The organism is Sulfuricurvum kujiense DSM 16994, assembly GCF_000183725.1.
Taxonomy (GTDB): Bacteria; Campylobacterota; Campylobacteria; order Campylobacterales; family Sulfurimonadaceae; genus Sulfuricurvum; species Sulfuricurvum kujiense.
The window spans coordinates 39406-64423 of record NC_014762.1 but is presented as its reverse complement, the minus strand read 5'-3'; the positions used below and the strand labels follow the sequence as shown (position 1 = coordinate 64423).

26 protein-coding genes are annotated in these 25018 nt (G+C 45.9%); 9 read left to right on the top strand and 17 right to left on the bottom strand.

Going from position 1 to position 25018, the window contains the following annotated elements; genetic code table 11:
• Nucleotides 1–52: 52 nt before the first annotated feature.
• The 4 genes from SULKU_RS00315 (at nt 53) to SULKU_RS00300 (ending at nt 2225) form a co-directional block, all read left to right on the top strand.
• Nucleotides 53–361: a type 1 periplasmic-binding domain-containing protein gene (locus SULKU_RS00315; protein WP_013458929.1), complete on the top strand. Its 309-nt coding sequence runs from the start codon at nt 53–55 to the stop codon at nt 359–361.
• A complete protein-coding gene (locus tag SULKU_RS00310) occupies nt 337–699 on the top strand; it encodes a DUF309 domain-containing protein (protein ID WP_013458928.1) in 363 nt (120 codons plus the stop codon). Before SULKU_RS00315 ends, SULKU_RS00310 begins: the two co-directional genes overlap by 25 nt.
• Nucleotides 700–770: 71 nt before the next feature.
• Nucleotides 771–1391 (top strand): NAD(P)H-dependent oxidoreductase, encoded by a 621-nt coding sequence (locus tag SULKU_RS00305; RefSeq protein WP_013458927.1) that lies wholly within the window; start codon nt 771–773, stop codon nt 1389–1391.
• 12 nt (nt 1392–1403) lie between these two features.
• Nucleotides 1404–2225 (top strand): mechanosensitive ion channel family protein, encoded by an 822-nt coding sequence (locus SULKU_RS00300; protein WP_013458926.1) that lies wholly within the window; start codon nt 1404–1406, stop codon nt 2223–2225.
• A gap of 6 nt (nt 2226–2231) precedes the next feature.
• Here SULKU_RS00300 and SULKU_RS00295 read toward each other — a convergent pair whose 3' ends face one another.
• From SULKU_RS00295 to SULKU_RS00270, 6 genes are all read right to left on the bottom strand, one after another.
• Nucleotides 2232–3380: an MFS transporter gene (locus tag SULKU_RS00295; RefSeq protein WP_013458925.1), complete on the bottom strand. Its 1149-nt coding sequence runs from the start codon at nt 3378–3380 to the stop codon at nt 2232–2234.
• A complete protein-coding gene (locus tag SULKU_RS14155; protein WP_013458924.1) occupies nt 3340–3846 on the bottom strand; it encodes an RDD family protein in 507 nt (168 codons plus the stop codon). The genes SULKU_RS00295 and SULKU_RS14155 overlap by 41 nt, the downstream gene beginning before the upstream one ends.
• 309 nt (nt 3847–4155) lie before the next feature.
• Nucleotides 4156–6432 carry a flagellar hook protein FlgE gene (gene flgE / locus SULKU_RS00285; protein WP_013458923.1) on the bottom strand — a complete coding sequence of 759 codons (2277 nt, stop codon included), beginning with the start codon at nt 6430–6432 and terminating at the stop codon, nt 4156–4158.
• Nucleotides 6433–6485: 53 nt separating this feature from the next.
• A complete protein-coding gene (locus tag SULKU_RS00280; protein ID WP_041666695.1) occupies nt 6486–7826 on the bottom strand; it encodes a flagellar hook protein FlgE in 1341 nt (446 codons plus the stop codon).
• 5 nt (nt 7827–7831) lie between these two features.
• A complete protein-coding gene (locus SULKU_RS00275; RefSeq protein WP_013458921.1) occupies nt 7832–8506 on the bottom strand; it encodes a flagellar hook capping FlgD N-terminal domain-containing protein in 675 nt (224 codons plus the stop codon).
• A 15-nt stretch (nt 8507–8521) separates the two neighbouring features.
• Complete coding sequence (locus tag SULKU_RS00270) at nt 8522–9928, bottom strand: flagellar hook-length control protein FliK (RefSeq protein WP_013458920.1); 1407 nt, start codon at nt 9926–9928, stop codon at nt 8522–8524.
• A 177-nt stretch (nt 9929–10105) separates the two neighbouring features.
• Here SULKU_RS00270 and typA point away from each other — a divergent pair, with 177 nt between their 5' ends.
• Nucleotides 10106–11908, top strand: a complete 1803-nt coding sequence (gene typA, locus SULKU_RS00265) for a translational GTPase TypA (RefSeq protein ID WP_013458919.1) — start codon at nt 10106–10108, stop codon at nt 11906–11908.
• A 145-nt stretch (nt 11909–12053) separates the two neighbouring features.
• Here the strand turns inward: typA and SULKU_RS00260 are convergent, their stop codons facing one another.
• The 6 genes from SULKU_RS00260 to SULKU_RS00235 all read right to left on the bottom strand — a co-directional run bounded on the left by SULKU_RS00260 (nt 12054) and on the right by SULKU_RS00235 (nt 17561).
• Entirely contained in the window at nt 12054–13274 is a 1221-nt protein-coding gene (locus tag SULKU_RS00260; RefSeq protein WP_013458918.1) for a BaiN/RdsA family NAD(P)/FAD-dependent oxidoreductase, read from the bottom strand.
• 64 nt (nt 13275–13338) lie between these two features.
• Entirely contained in the window at nt 13339–14787 is a 1449-nt protein-coding gene (gene ccoG / locus SULKU_RS00255; RefSeq protein ID WP_013458917.1) for a cytochrome c oxidase accessory protein CcoG, read from the bottom strand.
• Nucleotides 14784–15446, bottom strand: coding sequence for a hypothetical protein (locus tag SULKU_RS00250; protein ID WP_013458916.1), 663 nt, complete (start codon nt 15444–15446; stop codon nt 14784–14786). The genes ccoG and SULKU_RS00250 overlap by 4 nt, the downstream gene beginning before the upstream one ends.
• A gap of 89 nt (nt 15447–15535) precedes the next feature.
• Complete coding sequence (locus tag SULKU_RS00245; RefSeq protein ID WP_013458915.1) at nt 15536–16324, bottom strand: UDP-N-acetylmuramate dehydrogenase; 789 nt, start codon at nt 16322–16324, stop codon at nt 15536–15538.
• 111 nt (nt 16325–16435) lie between these two features.
• The gene (gene fliQ, locus SULKU_RS00240; RefSeq protein WP_013458914.1) at nt 16436–16705 is read right to left on the bottom strand and encodes a flagellar biosynthesis protein FliQ; all 270 of its coding nucleotides are present in this window, start codon (nt 16703–16705) and stop codon (nt 16436–16438) included.
• Between the two features lies 1 nt (nt 16706).
• Nucleotides 16707–17561, bottom strand: coding sequence for a menaquinone biosynthesis family protein (locus SULKU_RS00235; RefSeq protein ID WP_041666823.1), 855 nt, complete (start codon nt 17559–17561; stop codon nt 16707–16709).
• Between the two features lie 185 nt (nt 17562–17746).
• Here SULKU_RS00235 and recA point away from each other — a divergent pair, with 185 nt between their 5' ends.
• The 4 genes from recA to SULKU_RS00215 are packed head-to-tail and all read left to right on the top strand — an operon-like array spanning nt 17747 to nt 20964.
• The gene (recA, locus tag SULKU_RS00230; protein ID WP_041666822.1) at nt 17747–18784 is read left to right on the top strand and encodes a recombinase RecA; all 1038 of its coding nucleotides are present in this window, start codon (nt 17747–17749) and stop codon (nt 18782–18784) included.
• Nucleotides 18781–20049, top strand: a complete 1269-nt coding sequence (gene eno / locus SULKU_RS00225; RefSeq protein ID WP_013458911.1) for a phosphopyruvate hydratase — start codon at nt 18781–18783, stop codon at nt 20047–20049. The genes recA and eno overlap by 4 nt, the downstream gene beginning before the upstream one ends.
• The gene (locus SULKU_RS00220; RefSeq protein WP_013458910.1) at nt 20049–20336 is read left to right on the top strand and encodes a hypothetical protein; all 288 of its coding nucleotides are present in this window, start codon (nt 20049–20051) and stop codon (nt 20334–20336) included. The genes eno and SULKU_RS00220 overlap by 1 nt, the downstream gene beginning before the upstream one ends.
• A 13-nt stretch (nt 20337–20349) precedes the next feature.
• Nucleotides 20350–20964: an AMIN domain-containing protein gene (locus tag SULKU_RS00215; RefSeq protein ID WP_013458909.1), complete on the top strand. Its 615-nt coding sequence runs from the start codon at nt 20350–20352 to the stop codon at nt 20962–20964.
• A gap of 58 nt (nt 20965–21022) precedes the next feature.
• On the opposite strand, the gene tpx is transcribed toward SULKU_RS00215, so the two are convergent.
• The 5 genes from tpx to SULKU_RS00190 form a co-directional block, all read right to left on the bottom strand.
• Complete coding sequence (gene tpx / locus SULKU_RS00210; protein ID WP_013458908.1) at nt 21023–21526, bottom strand: thiol peroxidase; 504 nt, start codon at nt 21524–21526, stop codon at nt 21023–21025.
• Between the two features lie 93 nt (nt 21527–21619).
• Nucleotides 21620–22597: a tRNA (adenosine(37)-N6)-threonylcarbamoyltransferase complex transferase subunit TsaD gene (tsaD, locus tag SULKU_RS00205; protein ID WP_013458907.1), complete on the bottom strand. Its 978-nt coding sequence runs from the start codon at nt 22595–22597 to the stop codon at nt 21620–21622.
• A complete protein-coding gene (locus tag SULKU_RS00200; RefSeq protein WP_013458906.1) occupies nt 22594–23124 on the bottom strand; it encodes an RBBP9/YdeN family alpha/beta hydrolase in 531 nt (176 codons plus the stop codon). The genes tsaD and SULKU_RS00200 overlap by 4 nt, the downstream gene beginning before the upstream one ends.
• A complete protein-coding gene (gene dxr / locus SULKU_RS00195) occupies nt 23118–24194 on the bottom strand; it encodes a 1-deoxy-D-xylulose-5-phosphate reductoisomerase (RefSeq protein WP_013458905.1) in 1077 nt (358 codons plus the stop codon). The genes SULKU_RS00200 and dxr overlap by 7 nt, the downstream gene beginning before the upstream one ends.
• Nucleotides 24191–24949 carry a phosphatidate cytidylyltransferase gene (locus SULKU_RS00190; protein WP_013458904.1) on the bottom strand — a complete coding sequence of 253 codons (759 nt, stop codon included), beginning with the start codon at nt 24947–24949 and terminating at the stop codon, nt 24191–24193. The genes dxr and SULKU_RS00190 overlap by 4 nt, the downstream gene beginning before the upstream one ends.
• Nucleotides 24950–25018 lie beyond the last annotated feature (69 nt).

Here is a 25018-nt window from a genome sequence, read left to right as displayed (position 1 = left end):
AAAGCCTTTATAGCTTTGCTAAACTCTCAAAAAAATAGTGTAGGAAAAACCGATGGTCGATTTGAGTGTCGATGAATGGACGCAAGAAGAGTTTCTTCATAACAAACAGGCGTTAGAATCGCAAGGAATAAAAGTGCTGCTGATCGATACGATTCTAAGTCCGATCGATGGGATTGAGACGACCCTGTACGCACCTCCGCTGCTTAAAAACGAGCCGGAAGGGAGCGTCTTCGTTTTCTACTGTGACACGGGAAAATCATCCAAAGAGCGACTGAAAGAGTTTAGAGCGAAGTTTCCGAATCATGTATGTATCAGTCTGAGGGGAGGGAGAGGGTATTGGCGACGGAACCTACGGGTATAACAGAGTCGTGTGAGGCGTTTGTCCTCTCCATCAGTGAAGGGCGTTATTACGATGCGCACGAAGACTTGGAACCCTTGTGGTATCCGAGACGTTTTGAAGATAATAATGAAGTGCGGCTTTGGAAAGGGTTTATTAATGCCGCAGTCAGTTTCGAATTGGCAAAGCGAGGGCGGAAAGAAGCTTCGGCGAAGGCATGGCAAACCTATCTGAAATATTTTTCTCTTTTGGAAAATCTTGTTACCCCCCATAAAGAACTCTACGTTAAAATAGCAAAGCTACTAGAAAAAAAGCACGGCATGCTGTGCGCGAGTGCCGCGCTGAGCCGAACACAGCGTTAGCGTAGCCAAGCGGAACTCACGTGCCCTTTGGGTGTTGTTCTGCTGGCGTTAATATAATAAAAAGGCAAAGAATGTCTGAATTCACCGAAGCGATGGCGTTTCGCCACGCCTGCAAAAAATTTGATATCGAAAAACAGATTCCTCAAGAGGAGTTTGACGCTCTTCTGGAAGTCGCCCGAATGTCTCCCTCATCGTTTGGGATGGAGCCGTGGAGATTGATCGTCGTCCGCAAACCCGCCCTGCGCAAAGCGCTTAAAAGTGCCTGCTGGAACCAAAATCAGATTACAGAGTGTTCTGAATTGGTCGTGTTTACTACGGACAACGATACGGTACGAAGCGGTACCCCTTATGTACGGAAAATGTTTGAGCGACGAGGTCTTCCTCAGGATGCAGTGGACACCTATATGGGTGTTTATAAAAACTATCTTGAACCGATTGAGTGCGATGAGGTCTTGCTGGAAAACTGGACGGCCAAACAGTGTTATATCGCCATGTCCAATATGATGACCTATGCGGCAACTCTCAAAATAGACAGTTGTCCGATTGAGGGGTTTGACAAAGAGTCGGTCGAAGCGATTTTGGATCTTGAGTACGGACACAGTGTCGCCGTGATATGTGCATTCGGATATCGGGTGAATCCGCAAAGCGAGCAAAAACGGCTTGAACTGAAACAGATTGTTCAATACCGCTAAAAGGGGAATCTGATGCTGCAGAAAATGGAATATTATACGGAGCGTGCCCTTGAGTATGCAACCGACTATGGAGTAAAAATTTTAGGCGCACTTGCCATTTTCTTTATCGGAAGATGGATTATACGAAAAATAATTGTATTGATGCGTAAAGCGATGGAGAAGTCCCGTGTGGATGAGACGTTGATATCGTTTTCGGCAAATGCCCTGTATGTAGCGCTGATGATCGCCTTGATTGTTGCGGCGGCAAGCAATATCGGTATTAACACGACCTCATTTGTAGCGGTTTTCGGTGCCGCCGGTCTTGCGATCGGGCTTGCGCTGAAGGATACATTAGCGAATGTCGGTGCAGCCGTTTTGATTATCTTCTTCCGCCCTTTCAAAGTAGGCGATTTTATCGAAGTCTCAGGGGTGATGGGAACGGTCAAGGCCATTAACCTCTTTTCGACGACGTTGACAACGGCAGATAACCGCTCGATCATTATCCCCAACGGAGCCCTTATCGCCGGGAACATTATCAACTATACCGGAAATGAGAAACGCCGGATCGATATGGTCTTCGATATCGATTACAAAGATGACCTGAAATTGGCCAAAGAGGTGATCATGAATGTTCTCATTTCCAACCCGAAAGTTTTGGCAGATCCTGCTCCCGTTGTCGCGGTAGGTGCACTAGCCCAGAATTCGGTACAAATTTTCGCCCGTCCGTGGGTAGCGGTAGAGCATTATTGGGACGGTATGTTTGAGATGACCGAAGCGGTAAAGCTGGAGTTTGATAAAAACGGCATATCGATTCCGTTTCCTCAAATGGTTACGCATGTAAAACAAGAAGACTAGGAAATCTTAAAAACGAAGTTTTTTATCCAATCTAAATGCCAAGGCAGCTCCCAAAGCGCCAATTGCGCCTCCGATGAATAAGAGAGAAGGGGTATACTGATAGAGAGCCCCCGCTCCGATCGCTCCGATAAATCCTCCCAATCCGTATGAAATTCCGAAGAAAAATTGCTGAGAGAGGCGTCTGGCACTGTAAAGTTCAAAAAGCAGCGTAATGGCCGTTGTATGAAAGAGGGCGAAACTAAAGGCATGCAGACTTTGCGATGCAAAAAGCAGCGGTGTCGAATCGGGAAAGAGGGCAACAATTGTCCATCGTAATGCGGTAATCAAAGCGGTTAATTGTAAAAGACGTTCCAAATTTCCCCGCAAAAGCGGCCCTTGGAAATAAAACATCAAAATTTCGGCAATGACCCCAAAGCTCCAAAGCCACACGGTCGTGTCCAATGAAATACCGTGTGCCGTAGTGTAGATTGTAAAAAAATTATAAAACGGACCGAAACTCACCTGCATCAGGAAAAATCCGATCCACAGAGGTATATGGTTACGGATCGAAAAGAGACAAAGTTCATCACCCGATCCGCAATCGCTTGAGGAGTCCGAATGGGGATGTTTTCCGATTATAGCTCCGAATATGAGGGTAATCAGAGCCATTGCGATCAAAAATCCGATACCGATATACGGAGTACTCAAAAAACGAACCAGTACAAGAGAAACGGCAATAAACCCAAGCGAACCGAAAAGACGGATACGGCCGTAGCGTTCCCTTCCGATTTGCTCCAGCGCAATCACCTCGATATAGGGGAGGATCAAGGCGATGCCGATACCAAAAAAGATATTGACGATCAGCAGCGGCCAAAAATGCTCCAGCGCACCGTAAAAACCGGCAGCGCTAAGCCCCATCAAGGCAAGTGCGGTAAAAAAGGTTTTGCGGCTTAGCCTTAGCCCTTTTAAAAATAAAAACGGGATCGCAAACCGAACAAGCGGCGCGGAGGCGAAAATGATTCCGATCTCCATAGGGGAGTAGCCCACCTCGGAGAGAATTTTCGGGACAAAAATAATGTGTACCCCGATCAGGGCAAAATAGAAGAAATAAAAAGAGGCGATTAAAACAGCCACGTTAGGGGACGCGTATAACGGCGGTGCCGCTGATGAGATCATGCAAAGCACGTTTGTCTTTGCGCAACAGCCCGATAAAAAATCCCACTAGGGTAATGAAGGAAAAAAAATAACCGATAAAACGGAGGGAGAGTTTCCAATACGAGGCATTGTCCATGGTCTTGGCATCCACTACACGGATACGGGCGAGCTTTTTCCCGGGCGTTTGACCGCTTTTATGCCAAAACCAAACGTAGGTAATGAGAAAAAGAGCGATTTGCAGCAGCGATGCTATCGGATTAGGCGGATTGGTCTGCGCTTTCGGATCGTGGACTAACACGTCCAATCCGCCGGCGGTGTGCATCTGATCGTAACCGAACATCATCATCGTAATAAGTGATATAGGCAGTCCGATCATAAAAATATCGGTCGCAAATCCTGCAGCACGGGACCAAAAGGGAGCATAGTCGATTTTCGGTTTAACGGGAGTTTTTATTTTGTTTGTTTGTTTTAATGTTCGCCATCTCATAACGAAAGTATAGCTATATTACTGTTTGTTTACCAAGTTGATTCATAATGCTGATATCCCAAACGACAGCAGCAAGTCTTGGGTAACGTTTTCTCATTCATCATTCTCACTCCTTAAGTTTCAAAGTTCCGGCGTTCATCCTTATCGCCGGAATCCTTTTCCTCAAAAAACTTCGAAAATTAATAAAATCTGCCTCAAAGAGGCAATCGTTTGCCTGCACTTCGTTTGGCTTTCCCCTTCGCTTCATGTGCCATAGCGGCTAGCGTAGCCAAAGGGATAAAATCCCTTTGGCGTTCAAGAAAAATGATATTAGCGTTTGATTCCCAGAAGAGTTTCGAGAAGAGTATCGGAAGTGGTAATCGTTTTACCGTTGGCTTGATAGCCACGTTGAATAATAATAAGCTGCGTTAGCGATTTGGACAAGTCGACGTTTGATGCTTCAAGCGACGATGACTGCATAAAACCGCGCCCTGCCGTTGCCGCCGTACCGATAATCGGATCACCCGAGTTTGCCGATTGCAAATAGACGTTTCCGCCATCACTCACCAGCCCCTCGTTATTGGTAAATTTTGCCATCCCCATCTGCGCAAGTCCGAACGAACGCCCGTTAGAGAAAGACCCGACAAGCGTACCGCTTTGGTCGATTCGGATACCGACCAAATCTCCCCCCGGGAAACCGTCTTGACTGATACCGCTGGTGCCGGAGGTGGCGTCAAAGCTCGTAACACCGTCAAAGGCATTCGCCGTTCCCAATTTAATATTAATCGTTTGGTTCGGCGACGAACCGTTATTTGCCGTATAGGTGATATTCGTCGGCGTGTACGAGGAGAGTGCTCCGTCTGGGCCGAAACGTACTTGTCCGTTAAATTCGTTGATCGGAGCAATGGTATTAATTTCACCCGGTTCCGGAACCGAGAGTTTCATGCTCCATGTCGAACCGGAGACCACATCCACCGACGTTTTGCGAAAATCCATTTTCAGGGTATGTTTACTCCCCAGAGAATCGTAGACATCGATACTGGCCGAATGCGTCGCCGCATTCATACTTTGGGAGAGCCGAATTCCCGTGCTCCCTTCGACAACCGTTCCGTTAATCGATTGCATTAATGCGGTAAAACGCTCATTTTTCGTGACATTGGCCGCAGGGTCAGAATATCCGGTTACCTGCAGCTTCAAGTTTTCCTGATTGGCATCGCCATCACTTAGATTGCTGACTTCAAATTGCCCGCGATCGTTAATAATAATTTTAATACCCGTGGCAAAATTAACCCCCGCAGGTGCAACGGTTCCAGCAGGATCGGATCCGGAAACATACTGCGCATGGGTCTCCATCAGCAATCGCAGTTGCTCTGTCGTCGTAAAGTTGCTATCCGCAGGCGGCACAGAGGTAGTCGGTACCGCATAGGAATTGATGAGAGGCGTCGCATCCGCGGCATTGGTCGTATACGTATATTTATAGGCTGTAATAACCGATTGATTCGTGAATCCTAAAGCAAGTGCACCGGCATTTGATCCGGTGATAACGATATTTTTTGTGGCACTCCCGTCACTATCACGGGAGTTGTCGTTGGTTAATACGAGATTACTGCCGACTACCGTCGCCGAAACCCCCGTATTTGCCGTTTGAGCATTGATCGCTTGCTGAACAGTCGCGGCATCATCTGCTAAAGTTACCCCGCTCGTTGTACCGCTGATAGTAGTCCCGTTTAACGTAAAGGTAAAAGCACCTGCAGCTGAGACCATAGGAATGGTAGTGACGGAGTCTTTATAGCTGACCCAGACCCCCTGATTGGGCTGCATAGTGAGAGACTGCCCTTGCTCGTTAAACATAACATTCATATTTTCGGCGCTATTGGTATTGGCATTGCGTGTCGTGTAGGCGCTGTACCAAAGAGCCTGTGTCGCTGCATTAGGCGGTGCCGGCAATGCCCCCCCTACAGCGGGAACAAATCCGGCGGCCTGCCATACAGCGTAGTTTGACGCATATTCCAGATTATAAGAATCCATCGAATTCGTCGCATTAAACGTCTCTACCGTTTCCCCAGAATCGAGATTGGCTTTGAGGACGACATCGGCCGTAGCGTTCGCAGGTGTCGTTAATCCGGGCGGGATGTTAATATTTGAGATAGGCGCGGTAGAATCGACTTTACCGGTCGCCTCGTCACGAACCCATCCTTGGACGACAAATCCGTTATTGTCTACAAAATTTCCGGCCGCATCAAATTTGAAATCCCCTGAACGGCTGTACTTATAGGTGCTCCCCGCATCGGAACTGACGATAAAGAAACCGTCCCCTTGAATGGCGACGTCCGTATTTTTATCGGTATTTTGAATCGAACCCTGCGTCATAATCCGCGTAACGGAACTGATCGTTGTTCCTAACCCGACCTGTACGGCGTTTTTCCCTCCGATGTCTCCCTGAGGAGCGGTTGCGATTTGACTGGTTTGCGCCAACAAATCGGAAAAATTTGCACGAGAATATTTATATCCGATCGTGTTAACATTAGCGATATTGTTGGATTCAACGTCCATCGCTATCTGATGGGCTTGAAGCCCGGTTACACCTGCGAAGAGTGATCGTAACATAGTATGTCCTTTTTATGACAAAGTCAAATTAGTAAGCAAAAAATATTCCAAAATTATTTTCTCATCGAGAGTGCTTTTTGGATCATTTCATCCACCGTTGTCACCGTTTTGGCATTCGCCTGATAAGCGCGCTGCATAACGATCATATCGGTAAGCCCAACTTCCATGCGAACATTCGAGTTTTCCAGATGACCGCTGCTTATCGTTGTTCCGGTTACCGCTTCTCCGTTCGCATCGGTCCAAAACATCGGATTGCCGCTGTTATCGCTTTGGGAAAAGAGAGTGCTTCCCGAGCGGGTTAACCCTTGGTCATTCTGAAAATGATACACTGCAATTCGGCCGATGGTACTTTGTTTTCCGTTAGAAAAATCGGCAACGATAATCCCGTCCGAATTGATACTGTATTTATTGAGAGTCCCTCCGGAAATACCGTCAGATTGCGATGAAGCCGATATGGTAGGTCCTGCGCTGGAGATCACACCGCCGAATGCGCTGCCAAGATCAACACTCACAGGTGCTCCGTCATTATTAATCGTCGGCAGGCTAAACGATTCCAAACCACCCCCTTCGTTAAATACAGCCGTTCCGTACTGGGTATCGTAAAGCACAGTTCCGTCATTGGAAGAAGCGGTAGCGACAACATCCCAACTGACTCCCTGATCCGGCTGAACCGCACTTTGGGTGAAAACAAGCTTGATACGGTTTTGATCATTAGAGGGGCTGATGGCATTGGCACTCATGGTGCGTTCGGCGACATCCGTACCGAGATTACCGTAAAATTTTGTGCTAGTCGTAGGCTCTGTCGGATATGCCAATCGTGTAGGCAGCTCAATCGGCCCCTGTTCATTTGCATCGGTAAGAGGAACCGTATTTAATGAAGCGGTGATTTTAAAGGCTCCGGTATCAGTGACATCCGATTTTGCCGAGTAATTGTATTGTGAATCATAGGCGAAATTATTTAGCATCGTCCCCGTCACATACATCCCCTCCGTCGTAGTAAGACGGCCGACGGAAGAGTTGGCGGCTCCATCGGTTTTTTGGTATTCGTCCAGAACGAAATTTCCCGCACGGGTAAAATAACGATCTTGGCCAGAAACTACCCCGAACCATCCGTTTCCGTTGATAGCTAAATCATTAAATCTGTCCGTGTTGAGCAGCGATCCGTTTTGCGTATTCATTGTTGTCGCTTGCAACCTTGTCCCCGCACCGATTTCATCATAAGTCGGGGCAGAACCGGAACTGACAAGCTTTTCACTAAATAAAGAGGCGAATTCGGTAGACGAGCCGCGAAAACCGACCGTATTGGTATTTGCTAAATTATCTGCAATGACATCCAACCCGTACTGGTTGGCTTGGATACCTGAAATTCCCGTATAATATCCCTGTGTCATCATCAGCCTCAGTTCGTAATTTCTTTAATCGTACTGAAATCGACATAACTGGATCCGAGCTTCGCATAGGTAGTACCGCCCTCAAATTTAATCGATTCGATCGGATAACGTCCGACGCGCGCGGTAGCACTCGTCCCGTCGGTTTTGGTATACGTTGACTCAACATAGTAAATCCCCTCCTCCAAAAGCGTTCCGCCGTTATCTTTTCCATCCCATTTGTATTGGGCTGTCCCGGCTGCAGTTTCAGCAATTTCGATGCTTCGAAGAACCTTGCCGGCGCTATCGAGAATGTTCACTTTTCCGCTTGCTACCTTCTCCGGAAAGTATATTTCAAACGTTGCACTCGTATCTTTTTCTTTGACAATCGCGTTGCTCCCCGTATCGGCCATTTTACCGATTGCGGATATGCCGGAATACTGCATTGATGAAGTGAGTGAAGCCGCTAGCGTTTCAAGGGCTTTGTTCGTGTTTTCTGTCGATTCAAGCGTAGCCAGCTGTGACGTTTGGGACAAAATTTTCTCACTATCCATCGGAGATGTTGGATCTTGATATTTGAGTTCCAATAGCAGCAGTTTGAGAAAATCATCTTTTCCCAAAGAACTTTTATCTTCGTTTGTAGCAGCTGTCGTCGCACCTGTATATGCGGCATCTGTTGTGTACGCTCCATAAGCATTAATAGCCATAATAGTCTCCTTGGTTTACGCGTAATGCGGGATAATAATTTCAAGAGCAGAAATCTGCTCTTCATTGAGGTTCAGTTCCTCAAACGACTCATACGCACGGAAACGCTGCTGTTGCCCTTGCTGCTGTTGTTGCCCTGCTTGCTGATTTTGACTATCGCCTCCGGACATAAAGTTCATGGTTGCGTTCTGAATCCCCTGAGACGCAAGCTGCGCTTTGAGTTCGGTGGCGTTATGTGCCAAGAAAGCGACACTGTTGGCATTATTGGACTGAATATTGACGTGGACATTGTTGCCCCGTTGCACAAGGGTCACTTCAACTTCTCCCAGTTTTTCGGGATTAAGTTTCATCGTAAGGCGGGTAAAAGGGGGTTTGTACTCTTGAACGGCTTCTTTGAGGTCACTTGCAAAATGGCGCATACTTTGCTGTGCCTCTTTTGCTTTTACTTCCAAAGAGTCGGCTTTAGGGACATGCAAAGATTTAGAAGATTCCCCTTCCACTTTTATAGATTCTGATTTTATCTCTTTTGCATCATTACTCTCTTTTAAAAGGGCAATCAGTGCATCGGTTTTATTCGTCGCTGCTGTTGGCGTCGAAGCAATTTTTATCGGATCAACTTTTTCAGAAACGGAAGTCGAAGCTGTTTTCTCCTCCTTCTTATCCATGGCTTGAAGAAGCGTGGTTAACGGCTGTGTTTCAGCTTTATCAGATTTTTCTTGCACAGATGTTTCTGTTGAAAGCGGCTTGGTATTTTTTTGCTCTTTGTTTTTTAATTCACTTAAAAGTTGTGTAATCGCTTCTATCGGAGCACTCTCTTCCATGACGGTTGCGGGAAGTGCGGCAATCGCTTTAGCTTCAAAGAGAGGTTTTGAAAGCAGTTCATTCGAGAAAGAAGCTTTTTCTTCAGGCTCGTTTACAATGGTCGCAAGAGAGATACTTTGCGGTTCAAGCCCAAGTTTTTCAGCCAATTTAACCAGAGCGCCTAATGTTTTCGGCAACGATTTCGGGTCAGCCTGATATTCCGGGCTTTTCGCACTGATCTCATTTTTTAGATAATCTTTAGCCCGATTAATCAGAGTGCGCATTTGATCATTTGTCATATTTTCGAGCAGTTCGGTTGAAACAAGTGTTGCTTCTTTCCCCTCTTTTCCGCTCAAAAGTGTTTGCAACTCTTTCATCTGGGAAGCTTTTAATTCTGTGGTGCTTGTCGGAATCGCTGCCGATTTATTTTTGGGGTCAATAACGGCTTTAAAATCGTTTGTTTTAACAATTTTATTTTCATCGCCTTTGCCTTGAATACCGATAGAAGCCAAAAGTTTTGAAAAAAGATCATTTGATTTTGCTGCGGAAGAGTTTTTCGTATTTCCACCCAGCAAATCAACGAGTGATCCCTGTGATTTATTTTCTTTGCTTTGAACGATCATAATCGATCCTTAGTGAGCGTACGTATCCGCTCGATTATTAAAGTAGTTAAGCAAAGCAAAAAATATTCCACTAATGATAGTAACGGAACAGTAATAATATGATTTTGCCTTAACATATCCTTAACCTTATATAAGATATAATTCGCGAAAATTATTGCCTACCTACAAGGATATTCAGTGCAAAAAATTCGTAACATTGCCGTCATCGCCCACGTTGACCATGGTAAAACGACCCTAGTTGACGGATTGCTCAAACAATCCGGAACGTTCGGAACACACGAACAAGTAAACGAAAGAGCGATGGACTCTAATGCCCTTGAAAAAGAGCGCGGGATCACGATTCTTTCTAAAAATACTGCGATCCGCTACGGCGATCACAAAATTAACATTATCGATACTCCGGGCCATGCCGACTTCGGCGGTGAGGTTGAGCGTGTTTTGAAAATGGTTGACGGTGCATTGATCCTCGTTGATGCTTATGAGGGTGTTATGCCTCAAACCAAATTCGTTGTTAAAAAAATGCTCGGACTTGGAATCAAACCGATCGTCGTTATTAACAAAATCGATAAACCATCTGCTGACCCTGAGCGAGTAGTCGATGAAGTATTCGACCTTTTCGTTGCAATGGACGCGACGGAAGATCAACTCGATTTCCCGATCATTTACGCTGCAGCGCGTGACGGTATCGCAAAAATGGACATGGCTGATCCTGACGGTGATTTTACATGTATGTTTAACACCATTTTGGAAAAAGTGCCTGAACCGACCGGTGATGCTGCCAATCCGACACAGTTGCAAGTTTTCACACTTGACTACGATAACTACGTCGGTAAAATCGGTATTGCCCGTATCTTCAACGGTAAGATTGCAAAAGGGGACAATATCCTCCTTGCAAAAGCCGACGGAGAGATGGTCAAAGGGAAAATTTCTAAATTGATCGGATTCTTGGGACTTAACCGTATGGAGATCCAGGAAGCGGAAGCGGGCGATATCGTTGCCGTTGCCGGTATCGAAACCGTAGACGTCGGAGATACTATCTGTGATCCGCAAAACCCTATGCCTCTTGATCCTATGCACATCGAAGAGCCTACATTGACCGTTGTATTCTCGGTAAATGACTCTCCGCTTGCAGGACAAGAAGGTAAACACGTTACGGCAAATAAAATCCGTGAGCGTCTTGATGCAGAGATGAACACCAACGTTGCAATGCGTTACGAGACGGTCGGAGAAGGTAAATTTATCGTTTCCGGTCGTGGTGAGCTTCAAATCACTATCTTAGCTGAAAACATGCGTCGTGAAGGGTTTGAGTTCGGTATCGGACGTCCTGAAGTTATCGTTAAAGAGATCGAAGGGGTCAAATGTGAACCGTTCGAGCACCTTGTTGTTGACCTTCCGGCAGATTTCGCAGGTACGATCATCGAGCGTCTTGGCCGCCGTAAAGCGGAAATGAAAGCGATGGTACCGATGGGTGAGGGCTTTACCCGCGTTGAGTTCGAAATTCCGGCACGCGGTCTTATCGGTTTCCGTGGGCAATTCTTGACCGATACCAAAGGTGAAGGGGTTATGAACCACTCATTCTTGGAATTCCGTCCGTATACCGGGAATGTTGAGAGCCGCCAATACGGTGCGTTGATCTCGACGGAAGACGGTGTTGCCCTTGCGTACTCATTGTTCAACTTGCAAGACCGCGGTGTCCTTTTCACAGCGCCTCAAACCAAAGTATACAAAGGGATGATTATCGGTGAGCACAGCCGTTCAAACGACCTTGACGTTAACCCTATCAAAGGGAAAGCGCAATCAAACGTCCGTTCATCCGGTGCGGATGAAGCGATCAAGCTTGTTCCGCCGCGTGATATGAACCTTGAGCGTGCGTTGGAGTGGATCGAAGATGATGAGCTTCTCGAAGTTACACCTCTTAACATCCGTATCCGCAAACGCTGGTTGGATCCGACTGACCGTAAACGTTACGGGAAAAAATAATCACTCTCGTGTACTTTTCTGTTTAGTCAGAAAAGTACCAAAAGATCATACCGCAATCCAAGAACGCTCGTTCCTCTCGGCACTACTGCCTTCGGAACGGCTCTTTGTATTGGATTACGGGGACTTAATAAAATAATAGTTGAAATTATTTTGCCATCTCTTTTCCCGCAATCATTCCGCTAGCCCACGCAAAGTTAAAATTATAGCCTCCGCGCTTCCCTACGATATCGAGTACTTCTCCCGCAAAATAGAGACCCTCTACCAGTTTTGATTCCATTGTTTTATTATTGATTTGGGCTGTTGATACGCCGCCGCCGCTCACTTCGGCATGTTTGAACCCGTGAGTACCGTTCACCTCAAATTTCCATTCGCCGATCAGGTGGGAGAGTTTTTTAATCTCTTTTGGATTGAGCGCAGATACGGGTGCGGAGAGTGCTATACCCGCATCATCGAGAAGATAGGTCGCAATTTTGGCAGGCATAAGGCCGCAGAGTGCCGTATGGACATCATGCTTAGGTACGGATGCAAACAGCTTCTCGACGATATTTATGAGACTTTGACGATCATAACGGGGGAGGAGATTGAGGGAAATACTGACACGTTGTTTGTTGAGGAGGGCATAGGAAGCTTTCTGGCTGATATCGAGGATAGCAAGTCCAGAAATACCGTACGCAGCGAAGAGGATGTCCCCTTGGATTTTTTCTTTGGATTTACCGTCGATGATGAGGGTTACTTCGGCCGTTGTTTTGACCCCTGCCATTTTATGGTGATGTTTTGAATTTAAATGAAGCTGCACCAATGAGGGGTAAGTCGGGACAATTTCGTGCCCAAACTTTTCGGCAAATCGATAGCCATCAGCCGACGCACCCAGCTGGGGTGCCGCTTCGGAGCCTGTAGCAATCAGTACCGCATCAAAATATTTTTTATCTGTAGGTGTTTCAACGATAAATTGGGCATCTTTTTTCGATATGTCACTCACCGAATTGTCGGTACGGATATGGACGCCCGCATCACTTGCCGCACTTTTGAGTGCGATCAATACTGATTTTGCCTCATTGGAGAGAGGATAGCATCGTCCGTCTTCTTTAATATCAAGAACCAACCCCATTGACAGGCAAAGTTTTTCAAAATAAGTAAAATTGAGCTGTTTGAGTGCATAGGTGACAAAATGAGGGTCAGTCCCTGCAAAATCGTCAGCTGAAGATGTCGTGTTGATGATATTGCACCGTCCGTTGCCGGAGGCTAAAATCTTTTTACCGACACCGTTATTTTGCTCATAGAGTGTGACGTTTGCACCGGCGCGTGCCGCAAAAAGCCCCGCCATCAGTCCGCTCGCACCGCCGCCGATAATTGCTACTGTTTTCATGGAGGGTATTGTACTATAAATGGCTGATTAGAAAGGAAAAGAGGAAACGATGGCCAGAAGAGGATTAATCCTCTTCTTCTTTTAATAAATCGGCACGTGGGAAAGTAAAGGTCGATTGACGTGTAACCGCCACTTTATCTTTTGCATCAACCGCGTAAGCGTTAATGGTGATAGGAATCACTGTATCTTTACGTTCGTCATTCACGAGGATCTCGTCTGTGTAAAGGACAACGACTTTTTTCTTAACGACGCCCGGTTTAACCGTAAAGGCTTCTTCCGGTTCTTCGATCTTGATTTTGCCTTCCATCCCAGCAGGGGCGACAACGTCAAAATAGTAATCGTGGTCTTCATTCAATGTGTTTTGCAGTAAGAACGTATATGCATTCTCAACTTTGACTTTTCCGTCATCGTTATGGATGGAGTACAAACGGTTCTCTTTGTTGATATTAAGAAGCATATACTCTTTTTTGCTTCCCATCATTGCCAAAATAATACTGACGACGACCAATACGGTGATGTACCCTAAAATTTTTGGACGGAAATACTGGGTTTTTCCTTTCATAAACAGGGTCTCTTTTTCACTTGACCATTCGACTAGGCTTGGTTTGCCGAGTTTACCCATGACTTCGGTACACGCATCGACACATTCTAGACAGTTGATACACTCCAGCTGCAGCCCTTTGCGGATATCAATGTGGGTAGGACATACGGTCACACAGCTTTCGCAGGTAGTACATTCCGCTTTTGGATTGACACTTAACAGATCGTTTTGTTTTGTGAAGATTTTTTCTTTATGCTCATTATAGATGTCGCCGCCGCGGTTTGGATTATAGATCGCCATAACGGTATCATCATCGTACAAAACCGATTGGATACGTGAATAAGGGCAAACATAGACACAAAAATTCTCTTTCAGGAAGATGACGTCATAAACTAAAAAAGCGACGATACCCAAGATAGAACCGATCAGAACCGTATGCTCGGCAGGGTTTTGGATATAAGCTAAGAAGTCTTCCGGCGGTACGAAATACCACATTAAATCCGATGCCGCGATAAATGCCAAACCGGTCCACAGCAAAATTGCGACAAGGCGTTTGAGTTTATTTTCCGGTTTTGAATAATCCGGCTCTTGTTGTTTATTTTTAATCCGTTTACGAAGCCCTAAGAGTTTCGTTTCGATCAAATCACGGTAAACGACGCGGAAAATGGTTTGGGGACATATCCATCCGCAAAAAACCCGTCCACCCAATACGGTAATACCGAATATCCCGATGAACAAAATCATTAATAAAAACGGCATCAAATAAAGTTCTTGCATATCAAATTGAACAAACATCAAATGGAGTTTGAGTTTGTCAAAACTCAGCAAGAAAAGGTGGTTGCCGTTAATGGTAATCCATGGGATTACCAGAGATATAATGGTTACCAAACCGTAAAACCAGTACCGTTTGATACGCCAAGGTGTCCATCCGGACAAATACTCTTTCCCTGTCGGGGTTGTTTCATTGCTCATATATTTTCCCTTTTTTGTGATTCATCAATCGGGCACCGAATCGTCCCGATCACCGTTGCTTCCGCATCCTCATCGTTTCCGATACCGATGACACCGTTTACGACCTCTTTTAGCTCACGTGATTCAATATAATCTTTCAGCGAGCTTCGGCTCACGTCCAGCACCCGTGCAATTTCACTTACACTACGCCGTTTCTTCAATAAGTCGATAATCTGTTCCAAGTGAATATCGAATTTTGATGACGATTTTGATCCTCGCGGACGTCCAATCCCTTTTTTCGCATCGTCTTGCAATATCTGGCGGAGTTGATCAATAAGACCTAAAACGACCATTGTATCACTTTTGCGGTCGATTATCACGCCCGGTTTGACAAAATGGAGGGTATTATTGTTTTTGAGGAGACAACTAAACATTTGGACTACATCTTCGATACAACTGCTTAATGTCCATGTATCGTAAATGATTAACGTATCCCCATCCAGAGAACGGAAGAAACGGACGACTTCATGACGTTCACTCAGCCGCTTATTCTGGGAAGTCTGATCCACCATCTCTTCATTGATGGCTATCCCCTTCTGATCGGCATAACCGTTGATCAATTTAAGCTGCTCATAAACACCGTCAAAATCTTTATCCGGTCGGATATAACTTACCGTCATTGTACGCTTAAATCCTTTGCTATTTTTAGTTTCATCGTCATTTTATCAAACTGTGACGACTAAAGTCAATAGAAAAGATTATTTTATCGTCATATTTTTTGATCAATCAGTACTATTTCGCATTGAAGATCGATGTCAAACTGCTCTTTTATCCGCTTTTGTGCCTCATGTATGAGGGTCAGCGCATCGCTGTAGGTTCCACCTCCCGTGTTGACGAGAAAATTGGCATGCACTTCGCTAAATGCCATGGAGCCCTGGCGTACCCCTTTTAACCCGACCGCTTCGATCAGTCGCCCGGCATAATCCCCCGGAGGATTTTTAAAACAGCTTCCCGCGCTCGGGTCATTGGGCTGATTGGAACGCATCTGAGAAAACATCTCATACCGTTCGTTTGAGTAGCCTGGGTGCACTTCGAATACTGCTTCAAAAACGACTTCATGAATGGAGGTTTTTCGGTAGCCGAATTCGATTTCGTTTTTTTGCTTCCAGCCGCTCATCGTGCGGATGGCGATCAGATGGTTAAAGATTTCATACTCTTTCAGTCCCGCATTCATCTTCAGCATTCCGCCGAGTGTTCCGGGGAGTTTGGAGAGGTATTCGAAATGGGCGATGTCGTTCTTTTTGCAGAAAGAGACGACCCGTCCTCCGGGGGTTGCCGCACCGATATGGAGCCCGTCGTCTTCAAGGCGGATAAAATCGTACTCTTTGGAGAGGATCATCAGCGGCGGCGGAGTGGGAGAGATGAGGACGTTGTTAGCGGAACCGACGATCATATGCCCCTCGGGGACAACATCGTTTTCGATGAGCGCTACCTCGACGATGGGGCCGATTCGAATGGAGCTGAATTTGGAAAAATCGATAGTTTTGGTGTTTAGCAAAGTTATTTACCTCAGAAAACAAGGATAGCACGCAAGCGTGCGTGGGCTCGCTGCCGAAGCGAACCCAGTGTTAACGTAGCCATCAGGACGAGTTCTGATGGCGTATTAACATTACTGCATAAAGGTAGGGATCAGATTAAACATGCGGATCGTAAAATCCTGCATCTCATTCATCATCCACGGCATCGTGAGGATAATGACGACAACAATCCCGATGATTTTCGGGATAAAGCTGAGGGTCATCTCATTGATTTGGGTAGTCGCTTGAAAAATACTCACCGCAAGACCCAAAAACATCCCGACTAATAATGCCGGCAGGGACAAAATGAGGGCGATTTTAAACGTTTCGATCCCTAAGCCGATCAATTCCGATTGAACCATATTATGAGTACCTCAATTCGTTGTATTCGAGCGGGAGCATAAAGTCCCTCGGATCGATTTTGGCGTCAAAGAACCCGTGTTTGTATCCTAGATCAAATAAAAGTTCGATCGCTTTGTATTGGGTTTCATTAAGTGTAATAGATTCGTCATTGGCGTAAAGTTCGAGATATTTTTCCAGTGTCGGCGCATCGATACGGACAAGATTGCGTTCCATCAGCATTTTGGAGAGGGTCTCTTTGTGATCACGAGCGATTTGTACCGCTTTGGTCAAAACAGATTCATATTCGATAGCGGAGGTCAGCGGCAATGAGCGGCGGATCGCCATACCGCCGAGCGGCAGAGGCAGATCACCGCCTGAGAGTTCACACCATACATCCCACAGTTCCCGTTCGACTTCAAGCGACTCATCGTATCCTAAAATAGATTCATGGATAAGGACTCCGGCATCGACGACTCCGTCCAAAACCGCCTGCTCTATCTCCAAAAAATTCATATAGATTATTTTCGCATCGGGATAGACAATCCGAAACAGTAATGCATTCGTCGTATATTTTCCGCTGAGAGCAACTTTGAACCGCTTTTTAAGAACGGTCTCTTTTTTTCGGATAAGTTTTGGGCCGTACCCCTGACCGAAACTTACCGCCGTACGCAAAAGGGCATAATCGCTGCGGATATGGGGATAGAGCCCGAAACTGATAGCCGTAATGTCATACGTTCCTTTAAGGGCTTCTGTATTGAGCGTTTCAATATCTAAGGCAATATTTTCAAAAACAGTATTCTCTTTTCCGACCCACCCGAATTTAATGGCGTAATACATAAAAATATCGTCGGCATCGGGGGAGTGGGCTATCACCATTTTTTTCACTGAAAATCCTATTCAAAACTGCAAATCAATTAAATTTTAACCAAATAACGCTAAAATATCTCTATTCCAGAATGCGAATTATTAATATTTCAATTTGTCATATTTTTAGAATATATTTCAATTTGTCATATTATGACGTAATTTTAAACATATTAGTCTCAGGAGAGCACAGCATGATGGATCCACAAAAACTTAAATCGCTTGAACTTGCGATGAAGCAAATCGATAAAACGTTCGGAAAAGGGACGTTGATGCGCTTAGGGGATAAAGAGATTGAACCCATAAATTCAATCAGTACCGGATCGATCGGTTTGGATTTGGCGCTTGGAATCGGCGGGGTGCCGGAAGGGCGTGTTATCGAAATCTACGGGCCTGAGAGTTCGGGAAAAACGACGCTTAGTCTTCAAATCACAGCCGAATGCCAAAAAAACGGCGGCGTATGTGCTTTTATCGACGCGGAACACGCACTCGATATCGGATACGCTAAAAATCTAGGGGTTGATGTCGAAAACCTCTTGGTTTCTCAACCCGATTACGGCGAGCAGGCACTCGATATCGTTGAAACGATCGTCCGCAGCGGAGCGGTGGATCTGATCGTTATCGACTCGGTTGCCGCGTTGACGCCGAAAGTGGAGATCGAAGGGGAGATGAATGACCAGCAAGTGGGCGTTCAGGCGCGTTTGATGTCAAAAGCGCTGCGTAAACTCACCGGTATCATGCATAAAATGAATTGTACGATTATTTTCATCAACCAAATCCGTATGAAAATCGGTACAATGGGATACGGCTCACCGGAGACGACAACCGGGGGGAATGCACTAAAATTCTATGCATCGGTTCGTATCGATGTCCGTAAAATTGCAACTCTCAAACAAGGGGAGAGCCAAATCGGGAACCGCGTAAAAGCAAAAGTGATTAAAAATAAAGTGGCCCCGCCGTTTCGTCAAGCAGAATTTGATATCATGTTCGGTGAAGGTATCTCGAAAGAGGGGGAGCTTGTCGATTACGGTGTCAAACTCGATATCATTGACAAAAGCGGCGCATGGTTTAGTTTCGAGGACGTAAAACTCGGACAAGGTCGTGAAAACGTCAAACAAAAGTTCAAAGACGAGCCGGAATTGGCTCGCAAAGTCGAAGAAAAAATTAAATCGGCTATGGGTGTTTCCGGCATCATAGCTATGGATGAATCTGATATAAGTGAGGTAGATGAATGATTTTTATTGATGAAGTAAGCGCGATCGAGGTTATGGATTCTCGCGGCAATCCAACCGTAAAAGCAACAGTGCAGTTAAGTGACGGAACACGTGAAAGCGCAGTCGTTCCAAGCGGTGCCAGTACCGGTAAACGTGAAGCCCTCGAATTGCGCGACGGTGATGCGCGTTATATGGGGAAAGGGGTTCTTAAAGCGGTTGAGAACGTCAATAGCCAGATCGCCGATGCCATTATGGGATTAAGCCCGTTTAATCAGGCAATGGTTGATGCGGCAATGAAAGAGCTGGACGGAACGGAAAATTACGGCAACCTTGGTGCGAATGCTGTTTTAGGCGTTTCGATGGCGGTTGCCCGTGCGGCGGCTAAAAGTCTCGGAATCCCGCTTTATCGCTACCTCGGCGGTGCCAATGCGATGGTCTTGCCGGTTCCGATGCTAAACATTATCAACGGCGGCAGCCACGCCGATAACAGCGTTGATTTTCAAGAGTACATGATTATGCCGATCGGTTTTGACGATTTTTCGGAAGGGCTTCGTGCATCGTCTGAAGTGTATCACAATTTAAAAACCATCCTAAAAAATCGCGGAGCCAATACGGCACTTGGAGATGAGGGCGGTTTTGCACCGGATTTAAGTTCTAATGAAGAGCCGATTCAAGTTATCATGGAAGCGATTGCCAAAGCAGGATACAAAGCGGGTGAACAAATCGCTATCGCCCTCGACGTTGCGGCATCTGAGCTTGTTACCGAAGGCGGATACCGCCTAGATTCAGAGAATCGAACCGTTACCTCTGCGCAATTGGTTGATTACTATGTTGACCTATGCTCAAAATACCCGATTGTATCCATCGAAGACGGCTTGAGTGAAGACGACTGGGACGGATGGAAGCTGTTAACTGAGAAATTGGGCAATAAAGTGCAGCTTGTGGGTGATGACCTATTCGTAACCAATGCCAGCATTTTGGCTGAAGGGATTGAAAAAGGGATCGCTAACGCAATTTTGATCAAACCGAATCAAATCGGATCGGTTTCTGAAACGATGCTGACGGTTCGTCTTGCACAACGTAACGGGTATAAATGTGTCATGTCTCACCGTTCAGGGGAGAGTGAAGATGCGTTTATCGCCGATTTTGCCGTTGCCCTAAACTGCGGTGAAATTAAAACCGGTTCAACCGCACGCGGTGAGCGTACGGCAAAATACAACCGTTTGCTTGAAATCGAAACCGAAGTGATGTACGGTGAATATTTAGGGAGCTCTCTCTTTAACTAATGCACCAAGAAAGCCAACAACACCTGTTTCACGAGGAGAAGGAGAGTCTGACTGAGCGTTATTTCGGTCTACAGACGTATAAATTCTTTCTCGCCGCAGGTGTTGTGCTTAGCGTAGGCATCTACATGGGATTTATCTTTTTCGGAGACAATTCTTTGAGTGTTCTGCTTGATCTCGAAGAGTATCAAGACTATCTCAGCGGAGATATTGAGCGGCTAAAAGCCGAAAATGCCGCTTTGCAAAAACAGTATTTTGAGCTTAAAGAGCTTGATGCTGATTCACAATAGCAACAGGGGATTTATGAAAAAATATTCACTCTTTCTCTCGCTTTTATTACTCTCCCACCTAATCGCACGTGAAAATCCTTTTTTTGCCAGTGATGAAGCCAAAAAACAAAAGGTAACATCTAATATATCCGATGCACGTCCTCAAATGGGAACGTTGAGTTATACCTTCCCGGATCAGGCACGCGTATTAAAAGAAATTACCTTTACGGTCCAAAATCTGGACGGCAGTATTGAAGAAAAAAAGCTTCAGATTGACCAGAGTATTGATTGGCACAGGGCCCTTATCATTTCTCAGGGCGGATCTTCACCCCATTTGACGGCTAAAAACAGTTCTTCTGCGGCTAATTTCGGCTTTATTCAATTATATTCCAAGGGAAAATCGCTTACGATTAAATCTTCTGATCCGCTAATCCGCCATTTTGCGTTAAGCAACCCGAACAGCATAGTCCTCGATTTTAAACACGAGGCCTCTTTTAAGAGCGATCAAAAGACATTGAATGCCGCTCCCTATCTGAATGTATCGGTAGGAAATCACGGCAAATTTGCCCGAGCAACGATTACACTAGACGGACACTATGCTTATACGTTGAGTAAAGAAAACGGTTTAATTACTATAATTTGTAAGTGATAAGAGAAAAGTTTTTGATTTGAAAGAAGAGGCTCTCTCCAAAGGGAGAGAAAAGTAATTATTTTACGGCAGCCAATGCAGCTTCGTATTCAGGCTCAGCAGTGATTTCAGGTACGATTTCTTTGTAGATAACAGTTCCTTCTTCGTTTACCGCAAAAATAGCACGGCATGTTACACCTGCAAGTGCACCGTCAGCGATCAATACGCCGTATGCGTTTGCGAAATCTTTGTTACGGAAATCTGATGCTACAACAAGGTTTTCAATCCCCTCTGTTGAACAAAAGCGTCCTGCAGCAAACGGAAGGTCCATAGAGACAACTGTCAAATCAACACCTTCGATTTCAGATGCACGTTTGTTGAAGTTACGTGTTTCAGTTGCACATACAGCCGTATCAAGTGACGGAACAACAACGATAAGTTGTTTTTTACCTGATGCACCGCCGACTACTTTGTCAGCTAGACCATTTGAATTGACAACCGTTACAGCAGGCGCTTTATCACCTACGTTTACTGTGTTTCCTGCAAGATTTACGACGTTACCTTTTAGCATTGTTGTTGCCATTTAAAGCTCCTGTTTTTGTTTGGTACGAAAATTGTACTTAAATCGGATAATTTGACTCTGAATTATAGAAGAGATGTTTCTAGTTAAGGTATATTAAAGCTTACAGCGGGGATTTATGGCAATTTTTTTGTAATCGACTACAAAATTGTTTCGAAATGACTCAACTGCCGCGCGTCCAATCATTGCGGCATTGTCAGAACAATATTTGAGTTCGGAGAGAAGCAGTTCGGCTTTGTAGGGATGCAATACGTCCTTCACTCTTTCTCTCAGGTAAAGATTGGCACTGGCGCCGCCGACGATGGCGAAACGGACAGGCGGACGGGATTTAAAATACTTTTTGAGCTTTTGGATCAGATGATCCGTAGCCGTTTTTTGAAAAGCCGCCGCAATATCCGGATAAGCGGATTCATCGTTGGCTTCAACGGCCAGACGAACCTGATTTTTAAGCCCTGAATAACTAAAGGCAATCAAAGGTGACTGCCAGAGGGGAACCGTGAAAGCAAAGCGGCTGCTATCGCCGCTTAGTGAGAGCTTTTCAATTAACGGGCCGCCGGGGTAGCCCAACGACATCATTTTAGCTACTTTATCAAAACTCTCCCCGTAGCTGTCATCCATCGTCGTAGCGACGGTCTCCATCTCGGTATAGGACTTTACCTCTATAAGTTGGGTATGTCCGCCGGATACCAGCAAAACCGTTATCGGCAATACAGCCTCTTTTTCGATAAAAAGAGAGTAGATATGACCCTTGAGATGATTAATAGGCAAAATGGGGATATTAAGGGCTATACTGAGCGCTTTGGCCATTGTTACACCCTCGATCAGCGTTACACCCAAGCCCGGTTCATTGGTAACTGCAATCGCTTTTAATTGCGAAAACCACGGCTCACACTCGGCCAATATGGCCGGAAGTGCCTGGGCATGAAGTCGGCTGGCAAGTTCGGGGACAACGCCGCCGTATTTTGAGTGTTCTAGCTCTTGAGATATCTTCTTATGGTAGATGAGTTTTTTCGTCGCTATTTCGGTGATAGCGATTGAACTGTCGTCGCAACTGCTTTCTATACTCAAGATCATTGCAGTACCCACTCTTTGACCCACGGCCATTCTCCGTATCCGGAGGCAGTATTGATATGTCCGCCGTTTTCAATCACTTTCATTTCCACACCAAGCGCTTTTTGAAGCTCAGCAGCCTCTTGTGTACTCATATAAGGATCATCGGTCGAGGTAACCAATAAAACCTCTTCGGCAAAAAGAGCCTTTGGCGCTTCAAGCGGGAAAAAGGTTTTTAGGGTTTCGATCTCGCAGGTCAGATGCGGAGGAGCGACCAGCAAGAGGCGTTTTACGGGGGATATCTCCCCCTCATTGCACAGATGGAACCATGCGATATTGGCCAAAGAGTGACAGATTACGATATCGGGGCGGAAATCATTTAAAAGGGATTTTATCTGTTTCATCCATCGGTTTTTACTGGGAAAATGGGGATTGTCTAAAAGAGGAAAAGAGACGGTGCCGTAGTCTTTGGCGATTTCACCCGCAAGCCATGCCTGCCAATGGGGATCATCACTTCCTCCCCAGCCGTGAAGTATAAGAACTTTCAGCACGACAAACCTTTGACGTAACGGCGAATTTCCTCATCCAGGGAGAAAACGGCTTCGATAGACTCAGGCATGCCGCTAAATCGGTTATACGCATTGAGAATCATAGTGGAAATATCGACAAAACGGATCTCTCCGGAGATAAACCTCTCAATAGCCGCTTCGTTTGCCGCATTGACGATGACGCCGCGGGCGGGATTTTTCAACAGGTCATTTTTGATTTCCCAAATCGGATAGCGTGCCGCATCGATAGGGCGAAATTCCAGCGAACCGATTTGAGCTAAATCGATTCGATTAACAATAGGGGTTTCAACTTTTCCCATCAGCGCATACGCAATGGGAAGACGCATATCGGCGTGGGCAAAATGGGCGGTCGTTGAGCCGTCCGTATAATCGATAAGGGCATGGATCAGAGACTTTGTCTCGATGAGGGCATCGTATTCCCCCTCTCCGAAGAGCCAACGAGCTTCCAAAAGCTCAAAGAGCTTGTTGACCATCGAGGCGCTGTCGATGGTAATCTTCTGCCCCATAGACCAGTTGGGGTGGTTCAGGGCATCTTGAAGCGTCGCGGAGGAGAGTTTTTCCAACGGCCAGTCGCGGAACGCTCCTCCGCTGGCGGTGATCATCATACGGCTGATAGAGCGCCCGGTCTGATTCAAATACCACAATCCGAAATGTTCCGAATCGATGGGGACGATATTGGAAGTGTTTACAAACGCACCGCCGACAACGAGGGATTCTTTGTTGGCAAGAGCAACCCGTTTCCCGCATTCTAGCGCTTTGAGCGTCGGAGCGAAACCGGCAAATCCGACCAGGGCATTGACAACGTGCCCTGATGAGGATTCCTCAATCGCGTCGAGTATCGCGCTCTCGCCAAAGCGGACATTACTGTGGTTTACAAGATGGGTGTCTTCTTGGCGCATCACAACGACACGTTTAGGATTATGACGTTTAATCTGATCGTTGAGAAGAGTTATATTACGCCCGGCGACAAGAGTATCGACCGACAGATTAAACTGATCCGCAATCTTTAGAGCATTGACTCCGATCGAACCGGTGGACCCCAGAAGGATCAAACAATACCCCGCAACAGGACAAGCATAATGATAGAAGCGAACAGATAACCGTCAATCCGATCTAAGACGCCGCCGTGGCCCGGCAAAATAGAACCGCTGTCTTTGACTCCGGCTTTACGCTTGAGATAGCTCTCAAATAAATCACCGAAAACTGCACCGATGGCGGCTGCCATAGAGATAATAATCGCCTGAGGAATACCGACAATCGTAACTCCGATGAAAAATCCGGCTGCCGTCGCAACCGCAATACCGCCGTAAACACCTTCCCGGGTTTTGCTGGGACTGGAAACACTAAACGGAGTTTTTCCGATACTGCGCCCTACTACATACGCTCCGATATCGGTAGATGCGACAACTACGAGGAGCCATAACATTGCACCCATTCCGTAATCTTGGTACATACTGAGCATAAAAAGCATTCCGGCAGTCGGATAGATAAACGGAAGAAAATTTTTAGGGGGGATGTTTTGGGTGTAGGCTACCGCTGCGGCAAAAATCAGCCCGGCAATGACAAACAGATCCTCCCCGTACGGGTACAATGCCGCCGCCAGCCATAAAATGGCGGCATATGCGTACAAAGAGCTGTTGTTTATTCCGAACAAACGGGTGGCTTCATGAAAGGCCAACAGATAAATAATACCCATCACGGTCCACATAAGCCAAAAGTTATTGATAAGTCCGACGACTAAGACACCGATAACAAGAAAGACTGCCGTAACAATACGCTCTTGTGTTGAATTTTTTGCAGTTTGCATAGTTTGATTAACCAATGGTTTTAATATTTTATAATTATAACATTTATTTTGTTATAGACCGACCCAAAA

Bases quoted from the DNA above. Each gene is read 5' to 3' on its own strand.
- SULKU_RS14155 (WP_013458924.1), bottom strand. From the start codon at position 3,846: ATGAGATGGCGAACATTAAAACAAACAAACAAAATAAAAACTCCCGTT.
- SULKU_RS00315 (WP_013458929.1), top strand. From the start codon at position 53: ATGGTCGATTTGAGTGTCGATGAATGGACGCAAGAAGAGTTTCTTCAT.
- eno (WP_013458911.1), top strand. From the start codon at position 18,781: ATGATTTTTATTGATGAAGTAAGCGCGATCGAGGTTATGGATTCTCGC.
- SULKU_RS00300 (WP_013458926.1), top strand. From the start codon at position 1,404: ATGCTGCAGAAAATGGAATATTATACGGAGCGTGCCCTTGAGTATGCA.
- recA (WP_041666822.1), top strand. From the start codon at position 17,747: ATGGATCCACAAAAACTTAAATCGCTTGAACTTGCGATGAAGCAAATC.
- SULKU_RS00275 (WP_013458921.1), bottom strand. From the start codon at position 8,506: ATGGCTATTAATGCTTATGGAGCGTACACAACAGATGCCGCATATACA.
- ccoG (WP_013458917.1), bottom strand. From the start codon at position 14,787: ATGAGCAATGAAACAACCCCGACAGGGAAAGAGTATTTGTCCGGATGG.
- SULKU_RS00250 (WP_013458916.1), bottom strand. From the start codon at position 15,446: ATGACGGTAAGTTATATCCGACCGGATAAAGATTTTGACGGTGTTTAT.
- tsaD (WP_013458907.1), bottom strand. From the start codon at position 22,597: ATGATCTTGAGTATAGAAAGCAGTTGCGACGACAGTTCAATCGCTATC.
- SULKU_RS00280 (WP_041666695.1), bottom strand. From the start codon at position 7,826: ATGATGACACAGGGATATTATACGGGAATTTCAGGTATCCAAGCCAAC.
- fliQ (WP_013458914.1), bottom strand. From the start codon at position 16,705: ATGGTTCAATCGGAATTGATCGGCTTAGGGATCGAAACGTTTAAAATC.
- SULKU_RS00270 (WP_013458920.1), bottom strand. From the start codon at position 9,928: ATGATCGTTCAAAGCAAAGAAAATAAATCACAGGGATCACTCGTTGAT.
- SULKU_RS00235 (WP_041666823.1), bottom strand. From the start codon at position 17,561: ATGGTGATAGCCCACTCCCCCGATGCCGACGATATTTTTATGTATTAC.
- SULKU_RS00295 (WP_013458925.1), bottom strand. From the start codon at position 3,380: ATGATCTCATCAGCGGCACCGCCGTTATACGCGTCCCCTAACGTGGCT.
- SULKU_RS00215 (WP_013458909.1), top strand. From the start codon at position 20,350: ATGAAAAAATATTCACTCTTTCTCTCGCTTTTATTACTCTCCCACCTA.
- SULKU_RS00190 (WP_013458904.1), bottom strand. From the start codon at position 24,949: ATGCAAACTGCAAAAAATTCAACACAAGAGCGTATTGTTACGGCAGTC.
- SULKU_RS00305 (WP_013458927.1), top strand. From the start codon at position 771: ATGTCTGAATTCACCGAAGCGATGGCGTTTCGCCACGCCTGCAAAAAA.
- tpx (WP_013458908.1), bottom strand. From the start codon at position 21,526: ATGGCAACAACAATGCTAAAAGGTAACGTCGTAAATCTTGCAGGAAAC.
- flgE (WP_013458923.1), bottom strand. From the start codon at position 6,432: ATGTTACGATCACTCTTCGCAGGTGTAACCGGGCTTCAAGCCCATCAG.
- SULKU_RS00260 (WP_013458918.1), bottom strand. From the start codon at position 13,274: ATGAAAACAGTAGCAATTATCGGCGGCGGTGCGAGCGGACTGATGGCG.
- SULKU_RS00220 (WP_013458910.1), top strand. From the start codon at position 20,049: ATGCACCAAGAAAGCCAACAACACCTGTTTCACGAGGAGAAGGAGAGT.